Here is a 15,859-nt window from a genome sequence, read left to right on the forward strand (position 1 = left end):
TTTCAATGACACATCGGTACCTCCTGGGCGGTTTCCCAAAAATTGAAGGTTCTTGGTACTTCAAAGTTCAGGCCCCTGGCGATGAGCAAAGCGGCAAAAGCGACCATAAAAACGGGGTAAAGTTTTCTCACAACGGTTTTAAACCTGATACTCACCACACTGCCCGCCAGGGAAACCATCAACATCAGCGGGATGGTTCCCAACCCAAAAAGGGCCATATAGGCAACGCCCTGTTCCAGGGAAGCCATGGAAACCGCCCCTACGATGGCCAGGTAAACCAGTCCGCAGGGCAAAAAACCGTTTAGCACCCCTGTAAGGTATAACGCTTGCCAACTGTTTTTGGTGAGAAAACGTCCGAGCAGGGATCTTAACTTCGCATAAGGTTTTTGAACAAAAGAGAGGGAGTATATCTTTGATTCAACCGGGATGGAAAACAACGCGATGATCAGCATCAAAATACCCAGGCCGATGGAGAGCCATTGCTGAAAACCGGCCAGGAATACGCCCTTGCCGATGAACCCGATGAACAGCCCAAGAAAGCTGTATGTCGTGACCCTGCCGAGGTTGTACAGCAGGCCGCTGGCGAGCATAACCAGTTTATTTTCCTTCTTGTAAGGTAAGGCAATAGCGATAGGGCCACACATGCCAACGCAGTGCAAACTTCCGAAAAGCCCTATGGTAAATGCCGTCCAAAGCATAAAAAATATTTAATTCACCCGGATATTTTTTTCGTCATAAAACGCTTTGCCGTCTCCCTGCCAGTCCACTTTAACGATCCAGTAGCCGGATATAGCATTGCCGACAGGAATAAGCATTTTCCCATTTTCAGGATTATCTATTTTGACGTAAAAATCATTGGCCTTGTCAGAAGGTCTGTAAAACTGGACCTGGCCTTTAATGTCTTTAATGCCTTGCGGGAAAATGAGTTCGACGGTTCTTTCCGCAGCGTTGTTTTTAATGACCAGCCCTTCTTCGAGCTCCTGGCTGTTTTTGATCTTATCGTATTGTTCCTGGTATGCCAGGTCTTTAGCATAATAATCTTCCACCACGAGACTATGATCGTAGAAGGTGCTCCTTATGACCATAAAGACCATAAAAAGGGCGAAAGAGGTGTAAAATACGGCAATTCCCGTTCCCCAGTTCCATTTCATTGTTTGAATATTTAGCCCTTCACCCCTATGTTATCTGTAAGGTCCGATGAAGGTAGATTTAGCCTTTTCGATCAACTTGCCGTTGGAGGATATTTCAATTTCAATATCCGTTTTCCGGTCTTTGACCTTTTCTTTTTCGACGATAATAAAGAAAGTCCCTTTTGTAACCCCTTCTCTGATGGTATCCGGAGGATTGCCTCCCACGTATTCTATGCGGCCGAAATCTCCGTTGATTTTCATGTCAACCGGAAATGATTTGGTGGTTTTGTTGATAATTTCGTAATTGTACAAATTGTTGATGTGGGTATCATCCACTTTGTTGTACAGCGTTCCTCTGGCCCTTAAAATGAGTAATTCAACATCTGATCTGCTCATCAAAAGAACGGAAACGAGGATCACCAAAACACTTAGCACCGCTGTATAGGCTTTTACTCTTGTAGTAAAAATTTTCTGTCCCCCTTCCTCAATTCCTTTCAGACTATCATACCTGATCAATCCCCTTGGGCGGTCGATCTTATCCATCACTTCATCACAAGCATCGATACAGGCGGTGCAATTTACACATTCCAGCTGGGTTCCGTTGCGAATATCAATCCCCGTTGGGCACACCTGAACGCATAATTTACAATCGATACAATCACCCAGCACAGGCGCGGCAGCTCCTTCGTCGGTTACTTTTGCCTTTTTTCCGCGCGGCTCTCCCCGAACATTATCATAAGCTACCACGATACTGTTTTTATCCAGCATAACGCCCTGAAGTCTTCCGTAAGGGCAGGCAACGATACATACTTGTTCCCGGAACCACGAAAATACGAAATAATAGGCAGCCGTAAACAGTACCATCCCCATAAAAGGTCCGAGGTTCATACTAATAGGCTCTAATGCTATTTTGCGCACGCCGTCCACTCCAATCAGATAAGCGGCAAAGGTATTGATCACTAAAATAGAAAAGAGGATAAAAACGGTATGTTTCACAATCCTTTTAATCACTTTCTCCGTCGTCCATGGCCCCTCGGCCAATTTTCGCTGTGCCTTATTATCTCCTTCAATGAAGTATTCTATTTTCCGAAAAACCATTTCCAGGAAAATAGTCTGCGGGCATATCCATCCGCAAAAAATACGGCCGTAAACCACGGTAAAGAGGATGATAAAGACAATCCCTGTCAGCATAGACAATACCAGCAGGTGAAAATCCTGTGGCGGGAACAAAATTCCGAACAGAACGAACTTCCTGTCAAAAATATTGAGCAGCAAAAAGGGATTTCCATTGACTTTGATGAACGGTGTCACAAAAAAGAAAGCCAGCAGAATCCAGCTCACGTAGGTACGCCACCGGTAAAAACGCCCCTTGGGTTGTTTTGGGAAAATCCATGAACGTTTACCACGGTCATCAATGGTAGCAATATGATCCCTGTATTCTTCAGTATCTTTAACTGGTTGATTTGAAGTGTCCATTTTTTTGTGTTTTTACATGTTTGGTATAACACATGCAAAATTTGAATTTTATCCTAAATTATTAAGTGATAAAAGTCACCCCAGGGGATGTATTTTATCCTACTGTACAAATATAAATAAAAATGAGCGGGCCCGAATACGCCACCCGCTCATTTCATCTAAGTTATTACAAAAAACAGTTTTTTCTATTGTCCACCGACTTGTGTACCCTCGGTGGTCGTTGTGTCGGCTCCTTCAGTGGCCGGAGCCACTTCCTGAACAGGCGCTTCAACATAAAGCTCGCCCTGAGGGGCTTTTGGATCTGCCGGGGTAGTGCCTTGAAGGGACAGGACAAAACTGGCCACCTTCTGAATATCAGCTGGTCCGAGTTGTGTTTCCCATGAAAGCATTCCTTTTTCTACCACTCCGTATTTGATGGTAGTAAAAATATTTTTGATACCTCCTCCGTTGATCCAGTATTGGTCGGTAAGGTTTGGTCCGATATTATTTCCTCCGCCATCAACATTATGGCAGGGAATACATTTGGAGGCAAAAATTTCAGCGCCACGTGCCAGGGCAGATTCGTCGGTCAGAGCCACCACTGTATTTTCATCTACAGATTCTCCTTTTTCATTCAGATAGTTGGCAACCGCCGCATCAGCAGCTTCCATTTCAGTGGCATATTGTTCTTCCTGTCCCATGCCTTTATCCAGGGTGTGAAAGTATCCCCAATAAATGGCAGCGAAAATAATCGTGATCCAGAACAAGGCAACCCACCATGGAGGCAGCGGATTATCCAACTCTTTGATCCCATCGTAATCGTGGTCGAGCAGAATGTCTTTTTCCTTTTCTAGTGGAACAGCCTTGGTCAGACTCTTGATCATCTGGGTGGAAGTCGTTTCATCCCTGAACTTTTTCTGAATCTCCTTCATGTCCATTCCTGCATCTTTCATGTATTGCATTTGCTGCAATTTCATGAGAGAATAAAACATGCGCAATACGGTCACGAAGGCAGCCACCACAACAATGGCGGCTCCGGCAATAACCATAATTCCGAACGTATCATCCCAGAAGGCCGGCGTTGAGGTAGTGGTTGCCTGAGCTAACAGGGCCGGAAAACCGACGATAGTCGCCAGCACTACAGTTAGAGCATATTTTAATTTTTTGTTTTTCATTTTGAATTAATTTTTACTTTTCAATTTCTAAAGCATCATCCTCTTGCAAAGGCATATTAGCCATGTGGTCGACGAACTCCTTTTTATGTGACATTGCCCTCCAGACGATGACGATGAAAATAATGACAAACAGCACCATAGGCACAATGGCCATCCACTCTATGTCGCCCGCTTTTTCAAGAATATACTTAAACATTGAATTAAAATTTTTAATTTAGTATGGAGCAATAACCAAGTGTATTGCTCCATAATATGCTTTTTAAAACCTTATTTTTCCGGTTTAATATCTGTACCTAAACGCTGTAAATAAGCAATCAATGCAATGACCTCCCTGCCTTCAAGTCCTTCAAAGTCAATATCACTTTCCCGGAGATTGTCGGCAATCTGTTTGGCCTGCTTTTTGAGATCATCCACAGCGATCTGATCATATCCTTCCGGATACGGGGTACCCAGCAACTGCAGGGTTCTGATCTTTTTAGGAATATCTGCAGTATTCAATTCGCGCTCGATCAGCCACGGGTAATTTGGCATAATGGATCCGGCAGAAGTATTCCTTGGATTTTCAAAGTGGCTAAAGTGCCATGCATTGGATTTTTTTAGCTTTCCGCCTCCTTCACGAGCCAAATCGGGTCCGGTACGCTTACTGGCCCAAAGGAATGGCCTGTCGTAAATAAATTCTCCGGACTTGCTGTACTCTCCGTAACGTTCTGTTTCAGAGCGGAAAGGACGGATCAACTGGGAGTGGCAACTGATACATCCTTCGCGAATGTACAAGTCCCGTCCTGCCAGCTCAAGCGGTGTATAGGGCTGAACCGAAGCGATCTTAGGAACGTTGGATTCCACTAAAACCATAGGAATGATCTCCACCACACCACCAATAAGAATAGCGATCAACGCTAAGATGGTAAATTGAACACCACGACGTTCCAAAGGACGGTGCCAGTGTTCGCCTGCGTGTTTTTTATGCACACTCGGTCTTGGGGCTGCTTCAGCAGGTTCATTGGCCGTCACTTTACCGCTGGCCATTGTTTTGTAAAGGTTGTAAACCATGATGAGGAACCCGGTGAAGTACAAAGTACCTCCCACAGATCTGAGGATATACATCGGAAGGATCTGTGTTACCGTTTCGAGGAAGTCACCATACATCAAAGTTCCGTCAGGATTGAATTGTTTCCACATCAAACTTTGTGTCCAACCGGCCCAATACAATGGGATGGCATAAAACAAAATACCCAGGGTACCCAACCAGAAGTGTGTGTTGGCCAGAGACAGTGAGTGCAGTTTGGTATTGTAAATTCTTGGCAGCAGCCAGTACAACATACCAAAAGTGAGGAAACCGTTCCATCCCAAAGTACCGATGTGCACGTGACCTACGGTCCAGTCGGTAAAGTGGCTGATGGCATTGATACTCTTGATAGAAAGCATGGGGCCTTCAAAAGTTGACATCCCGTAAGCGGTAACCGCAACCACCATGAATTTCAGAATAGGATCCGTCCGAACCCTGTCCCAGGCGCCGCGTAATGTCAACAAACCGTTGATCATCCCCCCCCATGACGGAGCGATCAGCATGATAGAAAATATAGTTCCTAAAGATTGTGCCCAATCCGGCAAAGTTGAATACAACAAGTGGTGGGGTCCTGCCCAGATGTAGAGGAAAATCAGCGCCCAGAAGTGAATGATGGACAACTTGTAGGAATAAACCGGACGATTGGCCGCTTTAGGCATAAAGTAATACATCAGCCCCAGGTAAGGCGTAGTGAGGAAAAAAGCCACGGCGTTGTGACCATACCACCACTGGATCAAAGCATCCTGAACGCCTGCGAAAACAGGATAACTCTTAAACATGGTAACAGGAATTTCCAGGTTATTCCCTACGTGCAGCACGGTAACGGTTACCCATGTAGCAATGTAAAACCAAATGGCTACATACATATGCTCTTCTCTTCTCTTGATAATGGTACCCAACATATTGATACCAAAAACGATCCAGACTACTGCAATGGCGATATCTATCGGCCATTCCAGTTCAGCATATTCGTGGCTGGAAGTAATTCCTAAAGGCAGGGTAATTGCAGCCGCCAAAATGATCAACTGCCATCCCCAAAAATGAAAATTACTCAAAAAGTCGTTAAACATACGCGCTTTGAGTAATCGCTGAAGGGAGTAATACACTCCGGTAAAAATTGCATTACCGACAAAAGCAAAAATGGCTGCATTGGTGTGCAATGGTCGGATACGACCGAAAGTAAGCCACGGAGTATCCAAATTTAAGGCAGGAATATAAAGTTGAAAGGCGGCTATTAAACCAACCAGCAACCCTATCACACCAAAAATTATGGTAGCCAGTGCGAACTTTCTAACGATCCCGTTGTCATAAAAAAACTGTTCTTTGTTAGACATCTTTCGTTGGGTTTTACGAATTGTAAAATATTGATAATACTATTGCTTTGTTTTACTAACCTGATCCGTTTCCAATGGTTCTTTTTCGTCCGTTTTGGGTTTATCATCATCGAATAACATCCGTACAGAAGGCGTGTAATCATCATCGTATTGCCCGCTCCTGACCGCCCAAAAGAAAATCAGGAGAAATCCTATGGCGACAATGAGGCTTATAAAAATGAGCAAAAAAATGACTTTCATACACGAGTTGTGTTAATTTTGATGCGAAGATAATTAGTCAAAAAAAAGGTAAGTATGATTTTTGTCACTTCTTGAAATGACTAATATCATTACTCATCCGGGAATTATCCGTCTACCTTTACCGTTTTTCCCGGCAGCACAAAGATAATTATTGAAAATTTATTCAGGTAATTTTTAATTATGGAGCCATCGAAACCGATAGTAGAAACGACACCTAAAAAAGGCGAAACCCCTTGCTATCACTGTGGCGAACCCTGTCCGGACACCTCTATTTGTATTGATTCTAAATTCTTCTGCTGCCAGGGTTGCAAGATGGTTTTTGAGATTTTGAACGAAAATGACTTATGTAATTATTACGAAATTGACGAAAAAGCCGGGGTGAGCCTCAAAGGACGAAAACAGCAAAAATATGACTATTTAGATGAAAAAAATATCATCGAAAAGCTGGTCAGCTACCAGGATGATGACAAAACGACCGTTACCTTTTTTCTGCCACAAATACATTGTTCCTCCTGTATATGGCTCCTGGAAAACCTCTACAAACTCAATGAGGCCATCTCTGTTTCCCGGGTTAATTTCCTGAAAAAGGAAATTTTTCTCACTTTCAACCGGGATGCTTCCCTGCGACAGATCGTCGAATTACTGGCTTCTATTGGTTATGAACCGGAAATCAACCTGGGCAGCCTCGAAAGGGACGAAGACAAACTGACTTTCCAGCGCTCCTTTTATTACAAACTGGGCATCGCCGGTTTTGCTTTTGGCAACATCATGTTACTGAGTTTCCCCGAATACCTGGGCCTGGAAGCCGATTCAGATGCCTGGTTCCAGTCGCTGTTCGGGTACCTCAATATCATCCTGGCACTACCCGTTTTGTTTTACAGTGCCAAAGACTACCTGCAATCGGCCTGGCAGGGCCTTCGGCAGGGGATGTTGAATATAGATGTGCCCATTTCCCTGGGCATCATCAGTATCTTCGGAAGAAGCGTTTACGAAATTGTTTCACAAACGGGAGCCGGTTATCTCGACAGTTTTGCGGGATTGATCTTCTTCCTGCTCGTCGGAAAATGGTTTCAGCAAAAAACCTATCACCGCCTTTCTTTTGAAAGGGATTACAAATCCTACTTCCCCATCGCGGTTACAGTACTGAAAGCCGGGGAGGAAAAGCCGGTTTCCATCAATAAGATCGAAGAGGGCGACATCGTGCTGGTTCGCCATAGTGAACTGATCCCGGCTGACGGGTTGATGCTCAAAGGCACCGGCAAAATCGATTACGCTTTTGTTACGGGCGAAGCGGAACCTGTTGCCAAAACGGCCGGTGAAAAGATTTATGCCGGCGGCCGACAGGTAGGGGATTCCATTGAAATCACCGTCACCAAAAAGGTATCCCAGAGTTACCTGGTGCAATTGTGGAACAACGAGGCTTTTGAAAAAAAGGCCCCCAATACCACCAGCAAAATTGCCGACAGGATCGGAAAGATTTTTACCATCGTCATCCTCATCGTTGCCTTTTCAACCTTGCTGTACTGGCTGCAGTACGACATCACCACCGCCGTCAATGCGTTCACTTCGGTGCTCATCATCGCCTGCCCGTGCGCTGTGGCGTTATCAATCCCGTTCACCTTTGGCAACGTTCTGAGGGTGCTGGCCAAACACCAGTTTTACCTGAAAAACACCTCAGTCATTGAATCGCTCAGGGATATGGGGGCGGTCGTTTTCGACAAAACAGGCACTCTTACTTTCTCAACGGGCAGTGAAGTCATCTATGATGGGGAAGCGCTGACAGACCCGGAACGGTCGATGGTACATGCCCTTGCCTCACAGTCCATCCATCCCCTCAGCCGCCAGATCGCAGGAAGCCTGCTTAACAGTGAAGAAGAGCCTTTAAGCCCTTCCCTCGCTAACTTCCGTGAATTCACCGGCAAAGGCACCCAGGCCGAGATCAGCGGACATCTTACCAGGCTCGGTTCTGCTGAATTCCTGGAGATCAACACACCCTCCAACGGTGCGGACAAAAGCGTTTATGTGGAGATAGACGGAAAAATAAAGGGCCATTTCACCATTTCCAATACGTACAGGGAAGGGTTTAAAAATGTGCTGCTGTCTTTCCAGGAGAAAATGAAAACCTACCTCATTTCCGGCGACAACGACAGTGAACGAATCTTCCTGGAACCATTATTCAATCAAAACGGTGCCGTTCTTTTCCGTCAGAGCCCGCAGGAAAAACTGGAATTCATCAAAAAACTACAGTCGGAAGGCACTTTTACGGGCATGATCGGCGACGGGCTGAACGATGCGGGCGCGCTTCAGCAAAGCGACATAGGCATCGTGATTTCCGAAAACATCAACAATTTCACCCCGGCCAGCGATGCTATACTCCACGCTTCAAAATTTGCTTCCCTGCCTAAAATGACCGAATACGCCCGAAAATCCGTCCAACTCGTTTACGCCGCCTACGGCCTGGCGCTGATTTATAATGTCATTGGCCTCACCTTTGCCGTTCAGGGGGTGCTTTCTCCCATCGTGGCAGCTATTTTGATGCCGGCGAGTTCTATTACCATTGCTGTTTTCGGGGTGGTTTCCAGTTCGTTGGTGGCCAGGAGGATGAGGTTATGATCGGGTGGTTCCAGTTGGTTTCAAGTGGTTTCAGGCTCGTTTTACTCGCTGAGGAACACTTTAAAAATAAAGTAAAAAGAGCATCAGGTAGAAAGACATAAATTTGGATCGACAAAAATCTAAAACTTATGTTTAAGCTTCCACCTGAATTCTCGGGGATAATATCGGTATTTTCTTTCAAAAAGGATCTTTGAACGTGCTGGTCAATTATTGCAAGGAACTATATTAACACAAGGGCGACGTACAATGTGTAGTGTTCTAAGAACACTAGGTTTGAGGGATATTACGAATTGGGATGTGTTTCATCGAGTACTGAGTCGAGCCAAGTGGAGTTCCTTAAAATGTTCTTTTCAATTGTTGCAGCTTTTAATTAAGTATGCCCCAACCGAACTTTAGTTATCGGAATAGATGAGACATTAGAGCGTCGTTGGGGTTCGAAGATTAAAGCTCGCGGTATTTATCATGATGGGATTCGTTCCAGCAAAAGTCACTTTGCAAAAAGTAGCGGCTTGCCCAGGAAATAGGCGTAATGTTACTTACGCCTATTTCCTGGGCAAATCGAATTAGGGCCTTGCCCTTTTTGACAGTATACCAATTCCAGCACCTACAGCGATTCCCAGACTAATCCACAGACCTAAATTATCTGTAAGAACACCTATTACACTTCCAATGGCAACTCCAAATGCGGCTCCTAATGCTGTTGTTTTTTCGTTTTTCATAATTACTGCTATTTTATGAATAAGTGAAATTCTGTTTCGCTTATTCGATGTTTTTAAACTTTTTCTAGATTTTTCCAATTCCAGGCCAGCCAACCGATATATAAGGTTGTTGCTATTTCTATCAAACTAAAAAAGAAGTAATGCATAGTGAAGTCACCACTTAGCAATGTTCCGGACTGAATTAATGTGAATGCAATTCCTCCAATAATATTAAACCAACGGTTTAAAGAATATCTCAAAACTCTTGATAGAACAATCATCACCATGGCAAATTCCATGATAATCGCAAAAGTGAGTAAGAAGCCTTGTGTTAGTTCCATACCTCCGGCAAACCCTTTTAAAAATTGATTGAGATTCGGAGCATAAAATAATGTAAACACATCACAAAAAATGTAATTTACAGTTAAAAATATCCACAAAGTGGAGAGCATTATTCTGGTGCTTGGTTTTTCCATTTTTATTGGTATTTTATTGATGTACAACCGTGTTGTTCTTTTTAAGAATGGTTTGAATGTAATTCATACTATAATTACAAGCCATTAACAAAATTTCTGAAGGATTGCATGAATAGTTCTTGCTCCTCTAAATGCGCCAAATGAGCACTGTTTTCCAGAATTACCATTTCTTTATCTGTGAAACCGGGTCCACCAATGCTGTTAAAAGCATCAAATCCCATTTCAATTGTATTTACCCCGTCATGCCTTCCCCAAATAACCAGTGATGGTATCTTGATCTTTGCCATTTGAGGGCTGAGGTTTAACTCCAGGATATTGAAATGTTGTGATAAGTATTGACCATTGAAGAATATGGAAAGAGACAGATACGAATTCATCACACCCAAAGCGTTCACTTCTGGTCCTTGCAATATTTGATCGGGATTATACTGGTAAGCATTTGTATTTGAGAGGTAGGCATCGTATTTGAAATAATTATCTTTAATGGTCATATCAGGAACGCTTGCACACCAATCCCGCGCTTCTGTCCAATAGGCAATGTCAATGCCTTGATCAATTTGCTTTTGGGCGTATTCTTTTACAAACACAACAGATTTTGGAATTCCATCAAGTAGATTATGGCCACTATTCATGCAAATGAATCCCGTTACTTTATCCTGATAGTTGCCAGTACTTAAATATGCACTTCCTAATGCACCCCCCCAACTCACACCATAAATAACAATTCTTGGATTGTTGTGACGCAGTTTGATGCCTTCAATAACTAAATCAAGATCTTCCACGAATTGTTCTACGGTAAATGTGCTGGGATCAGGATTGCCCTGAGAAAGTCCGGACCCACGCTGATCCCAATAAACAAAAGCATAATCATTTTCCAATTCTTTTGCCACAGGGAGAAATGAAACCAATGATGCATTGCTGCCTGGTCCACCATGGACAAAAAGAATAAATGTCTTTGATTCAGTATTGCCCTTTATGTATACAGGCATTTCGGCTCCCGCATTGCTGATAAAGAAGTGATCTCCATCGTAGAAATTTTCTTTTTGACAGGAATTTAGCGTAAATAAAGTTGACAAGGCTAAGGCTATAATTAAAAGTCTCATATTGATTGTTTTTTAAATTTATAAGTAAATCCAACCTTCGCCGCAGCATGAGGAAGGAAAATGTGATTAAATGATGATTGTAAATAAGCTTCTACTCCTATATGAAAAGTCAAGGGAAGTTTCTTCTTCCTTGTTCCATCCCACCCAATTAAAAACGATGTGTAAGGCATAAAATGAGAATGCCCCAGGTTCGTTGCTTTTTCAAGTCCACCTTCTGAAGATTTTTGATAAATGGTGCCGGCAGCAAAGGAGTGCATATATCCGGCTCCGAGATTCAGATCAACAAACAAAGACCCGATTGGAAATCGCGTACCAATACTTGTTTTGAGAAACAGTGCGGTATTGTTCGATCTATGCCAATAACCTCCCAATTCTGAATCCCAATGGAGGGTAATCCATCTTTTCTCTGCCAGCGTATAATCTGTTCCCAAGCTAAGCCCGGGGTGCAGCACTAATTCTCCGAAGTAATCAAGCTTAAAAGCGACCTTGTCGTTATAGACAAATCGGGAGATGGCACTTTGCTTTTCGTCTGATTTTGTAATTTTTTGGCCGTAACTTTTGTACATCCCAAGCAATACAAATAAAGCTGTAATAAATAGAATTTTCCTTTTCATATCTAATTTTGTTTTAATTATTATATTCTTATTTTGAATTAATAACAAGACAAAGATGAGGCTTATCCTGGCAGAAAACGTTCTGGATTATTGGTAAGTGGTTCCGATTTATAATTCCGAACTTGATCAGGTGAAAGATAGAAGATTTCGCTAAGCCATTAGAAACGGCCTAGGTATGCAAGGACAAACCTAGTTTGAAGTAAGGAGCTTTTTCCGTCACGTACTTATCTCCTCATCGTTCTAAAAACGCGCTATATGACAATCAGAATCTATAACCGATGTTGAATTGAAAGGCAAGATCAAATCCGAACGCTTCAAAAAGCTTCTTTGGTGTAAAGGTCTTGTATGGGTTTTCAGAGTTTTTGTTGTACGTGAATGTTCCAATACTGATATTCGTTCCTAAGTATGCTCCTTTAAAGGGGTTGATTTCAAGACCATATCCTCCATTTAAAAAGAGATAGTTGTAAGTGGTGGGGTAGTAGCTGTCTCTCTTGTTATTGACATAAGAAAAACGCGTGATAAAATACAGATTGTATTTATTGTTTGTTCCATTTGGAAAGTACTTATAGTTGAATTCAATGCTGAGTATTTTTTGATCCTTTCGAATAAATGGATGTATTCCGAAGCCTAGTTCGAATTGGCTTTCTCCCTTATAATAAGCCACGCTTGGCACAATTCGAATGGGGTAAAGTTCTCCATTAAAGCTTGAATTTATCGTGAATCCAAAACTTCCGGTGGAGTCACTTTTTTGAGCGCTGGTGAAAAATGGGATCGCACTCAACAGTATTATAAAGATGTATTGTTTCATACTTTTGTTTTATTAGTGTCTTAATATTCTTTTTCGAGGATTCGCACAATCCTGTCGTAAACCCGTTCTAATTCGAGCCAGAACAGCTCGTTACTGCTCGTATTAACGAACTGAATCACTACAGCATCTATATCACTGTGGTAGCGTGCGATACTTGTATAGCCGGGTAACCACCCCTTATGCTCGTACTCATAGACAGAGGAATAAATAGCCTGTTCTTCGACATTGAACAATGTGCCATCAATAAGTGCCCTTAAAAATATTCCCACGTCTTCTGCCGTGGCTATCATTGATCCTCCCGGCCAGGTATGTAGCGTTGATTTTAAGTCAGGTTCGTAGCCTATAAAGTAGCCACTTATGACATCATTGGAATCAACTTCACTGTATAAACTATACGTGTTGACTAAGCCAAGCGGCATGAGAATTTCACTCTTGATGTATTCGTGGTGAGAATAGCCTAACGTTCTGTCGAGTATTTCTCCAATCAATAAATAGTTGGTGTTTGAATAGCGATACTTTTTATTGGGCGGAAAATCAGCAGGCTCATCGAAAATAATAGCCGCAGCGGCCATATAATCATCTCCAGCATCAATATCCTCCAACTTCGGGGAGTAAGTGTAGTCGGGAATGCCGCTTCGATGCTGCAACATCATTCTCAGTGTAATCTCATCTGCATTTTCAATTCTTCCTTCAACCTCGGGAATAAGTTGTGCAAGCGTATTATCCAACGACAAGTCTTGATTGGCAATCAATTTGGTGGTTGCCGCTGCTATGTAGAGCTTGCTAATACTCGCTATTTTAAACAAGGCATGAGGATCGGCCGGAATCTGTTTTTCTCTATTCTTCCACCCGGCACTGTAAAACGAAGATTTATCTGCCTGATTGACATAAACAACGATGCCGTCAAATCCACGGTCGATGGCCTTGTTTAATTCTACTTCAATTTCATCTGGTAGTGGCTGTAGATCTATTTGACAACTTGTGATCAGCACGAGCGAGCAAACAATCACTATGATCCCAGTAGTTAAATTGCTTAACGCTAATAGTTTAAATCGATTTTTCATCTGCGATGCATTTTTAAGTTTTTACTTTACATTGAAAATACAGGAACTGTTTTTGATTCATAATCGGGGCTTTATTGCTTTGTGAGGACAAAGATGCAGCCGCAAAGTCTTGCAGATGTTCGCATTCTTAAGAAGTAGGTTCTGATTAATAATTCCGAACCAGGTTATGCAACCGGGCTTTTTTGCTAACCCTTCATAAATTCTTTTGGAGTAAGTCCTGTTTCTTTTTTGAAATAGGTATTGAACACCGTTTTGGAGTTGAAACCACTATCGTAAGCTAATCCGATAACAGTGATATTGGCATTGGCTGGATCTTTTGCTAAGTTTTTAAAAGTTTCAACACGATAATGATTGATAAATTCATTGAAGTTTTTACCAAGGCTCTCATTAAGTAACCATGAAAGTTGATTAGGGTTCATGTTTACTAAAGCCGCTAAAGAACGTAAGGATAAATCCGGAATTAAATATGGTGCTTCGTCCGTCATGTACTTTAGCAATTGATTTCGATAGGTCTCAATATCAGCCTCCTCCAGTAATGCCTTTTTTTTGCTCAACTTTTCCTCGCTCAAGCCTACCAACAGTGTAGTTTCACTTGAATGTTCAGCCTGCTGCGTAGCTCCTTTGGTTTTGAAAACGGTATCGAATATTTTATATCTTGGGTCATCCACTAAAAGCTTGAAAGCCGGATTTTCTTTATAGAAATTCAGATAGTACTTGTTTACTTTGATATCCTTTTCGATTTCTTCAAATGCAAGGTCATAATTTCCCAGGTAAATATTAATTATGACCACCTCATTTTCCTCAGAGGCCAGATGTAAATTTTGAGCCTCAAGATTGCTTTTTAACAAATACTCTTTTGCTCTTGGAAAATCTCCTTTGGTCGCATAAACAATGCCGATTCCTGAGTAGTAAATTTCAGTTTTTTCAGGTGTAACAGGTACTTTTTTATAATGTTCAAGGGCTTCGTCGTATTTTTTAAGACGGGTTAATATGGTCCCCTTCAGGCAGTAAGAATTTGTATGATGAGGAATTAATGTCAACATGGAGTTTATCTCAATTAATGCCTCTTCATAGCGTCCCAACCGAAGCAGAGCAGCGGCATGATAATAGATGTTAGTGGGCGAAAGGGGGTCTATTTCTATCGCCTTTTTTACTCTCGCAATCGCCCTTTCCGGATGATCTGTTAAAACATCCAATACAGATCCTCCCAAAAGTGCATTAGTGTAATTCGGTCGATACTTTAAAGCTAAATCGAGAAAGGTCTGCGATTTATCTAGATCTTTCTCGAAAAAATAAGCGACAATCCCAATGGAATAATTGGCCTCGGGGTCAGATGCGTCAAGTTGAATCGCTTTTTCTGCCGCGGCTTTTGATATAACAAAGGCCTCGTCAGAAGGTATCGCCTGGATCAGTCCCAAATAGCTATAATAAATAGCTTTGGATGCATAATAAAAGGGACATGAAGCATCCAATTCTATAGCAGCTTGTATTTGGTCAATGGCCAGTAAAATGTCATTCTTTTGAAATTTATAGAAATTGGATTTACTTTTCAAGTACAGCTCATAAGCACTGATATTGACGTGTGTTTTAGTCGAAGCTTCATCAATTTCAAAATGACCAATATGTTCGCGTGTCTTTTCAGCAACCTCCATAGCCACTTCCTCCTGGACTTCAAAGATGTCATCCAACTTTCTGTCCCATGTTTCTGACCAAAAATGAAAATCTTCTTCAACCTGAATCAGCTGAGCCGTAATCCTTATCGTCTCTCCTGACAATCGAACGCTTCCTTCCAAAATGGTAGAGACATTCAATTGCTTACCTATTTCTGTAATGGGCTTGATTTTTCCCTTGAAGTAGAAGGAAGAAGTTCGGGAGGTAACCTTGATGCCATCAATTTTTGCCAACGCATTGATGATTTCTTCTGTAATTCCATCGCTGAAATACTCATTCTCAACATTGGAGCTCATATTTACGAATGGAAGTACGGCTATGGTTTTTTTTTTCATCTTTATTCCCTTTTAAAACAACTTCCCTTTTTAGGTTTACTTTAAAGGTACGCTAATTTCAAATATTTTTTGTCGCA

At 42.2% G+C, this 15,859-nt stretch carries 16 protein-coding genes; 2 read left to right on the forward strand and 14 right to left on the reverse strand.

What is annotated here, in order from left to right; genetic code table 11:
* Positions 1-2: 2 nt before the first annotated feature.
* The 7 genes from H6571_12185 to ccoS all read right to left on the reverse strand — a co-directional run bounded on the left by H6571_12185 (position 3) and on the right by ccoS (position 6,400).
* Complete coding sequence (locus H6571_12185; protein ID MCB9324487.1) at positions 3-698, reverse strand: sulfite exporter TauE/SafE family protein; 696 nt, start codon at positions 696-698, stop codon at positions 3-5.
* A gap of 9 nt (positions 699-707) precedes the next feature.
* Positions 708-1,151, reverse strand: a complete 444-nt coding sequence (locus H6571_12190; GenBank protein ID MCB9324488.1) for a FixH family protein — start codon at positions 1,149-1,151, stop codon at positions 708-710.
* Positions 1,152-1,181: 30 nt separating this feature from the next.
* A complete protein-coding gene (gene ccoG / locus H6571_12195) occupies positions 1,182-2,606 on the reverse strand; it encodes a cytochrome c oxidase accessory protein CcoG (protein MCB9324489.1) in 1,425 nt (474 codons plus the stop codon).
* A 185-nt stretch (positions 2,607-2,791) separates the two neighbouring features.
* Complete coding sequence (locus tag H6571_12200) at positions 2,792-3,760, reverse strand: c-type cytochrome (protein MCB9324490.1); 969 nt, start codon at positions 3,758-3,760, stop codon at positions 2,792-2,794.
* 13 nt (positions 3,761-3,773) lie between these two features.
* Positions 3,774-3,956, reverse strand: a complete 183-nt coding sequence (locus H6571_12205) for a hypothetical protein (GenBank protein ID MCB9324491.1) — start codon at positions 3,954-3,956, stop codon at positions 3,774-3,776.
* Between the two features lie 71 nt (positions 3,957-4,027).
* Complete coding sequence (gene ccoN, locus H6571_12210) at positions 4,028-6,160, reverse strand: cytochrome-c oxidase, cbb3-type subunit I (GenBank protein MCB9324492.1); 2,133 nt, start codon at positions 6,158-6,160, stop codon at positions 4,028-4,030.
* 39 nt (positions 6,161-6,199) lie between these two features.
* Positions 6,200-6,400 (reverse strand): cbb3-type cytochrome oxidase assembly protein CcoS, encoded by a 201-nt coding sequence (gene ccoS / locus H6571_12215; GenBank protein MCB9324493.1) that lies wholly within the window; start codon positions 6,398-6,400, stop codon positions 6,200-6,202.
* A gap of 180 nt (positions 6,401-6,580) precedes the next feature.
* Between ccoS and H6571_12220 the strand changes: the two genes are divergently transcribed.
* Both H6571_12220 and H6571_12225 read left to right on the forward strand, forming a co-directional pair.
* Positions 6,581-9,013, forward strand: a complete 2,433-nt coding sequence (locus H6571_12220) for a heavy metal translocating P-type ATPase metal-binding domain-containing protein (protein MCB9324494.1) — start codon at positions 6,581-6,583, stop codon at positions 9,011-9,013.
* Positions 9,014-9,223: 210 nt separating this feature from the next.
* Complete coding sequence (locus tag H6571_12225; protein ID MCB9324495.1) at positions 9,224-9,409, forward strand: hypothetical protein; 186 nt, start codon at positions 9,224-9,226, stop codon at positions 9,407-9,409.
* Positions 9,410-9,576: 167 nt separating this feature from the next.
* Here the strand turns inward: H6571_12225 and H6571_12230 are convergent, their stop codons facing one another.
* From H6571_12230 to H6571_12260, 7 genes are all read right to left on the reverse strand, one after another.
* Positions 9,577-9,732, reverse strand: a complete 156-nt coding sequence (locus H6571_12230; protein MCB9324496.1) for a hypothetical protein — start codon at positions 9,730-9,732, stop codon at positions 9,577-9,579.
* Positions 9,733-9,785: 53 nt separating this feature from the next.
* Positions 9,786-10,187 carry a hypothetical protein gene (locus tag H6571_12235; protein MCB9324497.1) on the reverse strand — a complete coding sequence of 134 codons (402 nt, stop codon included), beginning with the start codon at positions 10,185-10,187 and terminating at the stop codon, positions 9,786-9,788.
* A gap of 74 nt (positions 10,188-10,261) precedes the next feature.
* Complete coding sequence (locus H6571_12240) at positions 10,262-11,290, reverse strand: alpha/beta hydrolase (GenBank protein ID MCB9324498.1); 1,029 nt, start codon at positions 11,288-11,290, stop codon at positions 10,262-10,264.
* Positions 11,287-11,904, reverse strand: coding sequence for a hypothetical protein (locus H6571_12245; protein ID MCB9324499.1), 618 nt, complete (start codon positions 11,902-11,904; stop codon positions 11,287-11,289). Before H6571_12245 ends, H6571_12240 begins: the two co-directional genes overlap by 4 nt.
* A 262-nt stretch (positions 11,905-12,166) precedes the next feature.
* On the reverse strand, positions 12,167-12,712 hold the full coding sequence (locus H6571_12250) for a hypothetical protein (protein ID MCB9324500.1): 546 nt from the start codon (positions 12,710-12,712) through the stop codon (positions 12,167-12,169).
* A gap of 20 nt (positions 12,713-12,732) precedes the next feature.
* A complete protein-coding gene (locus H6571_12255; protein MCB9324501.1) occupies positions 12,733-13,776 on the reverse strand; it encodes a beta-lactamase family protein in 1,044 nt (347 codons plus the stop codon).
* A 185-nt stretch (positions 13,777-13,961) separates the two neighbouring features.
* Positions 13,962-15,782 carry a helix-turn-helix domain-containing protein gene (locus H6571_12260; GenBank protein MCB9324502.1) on the reverse strand — a complete coding sequence of 607 codons (1,821 nt, stop codon included), beginning with the start codon at positions 15,780-15,782 and terminating at the stop codon, positions 13,962-13,964.
* Positions 15,783-15,859 lie beyond the last annotated feature (77 nt).

The organism is Lewinellaceae bacterium (genome assembly GCA_020636105.1).
GTDB lineage: Bacteria > Bacteroidota > Bacteroidia > Chitinophagales > Saprospiraceae > BCD1.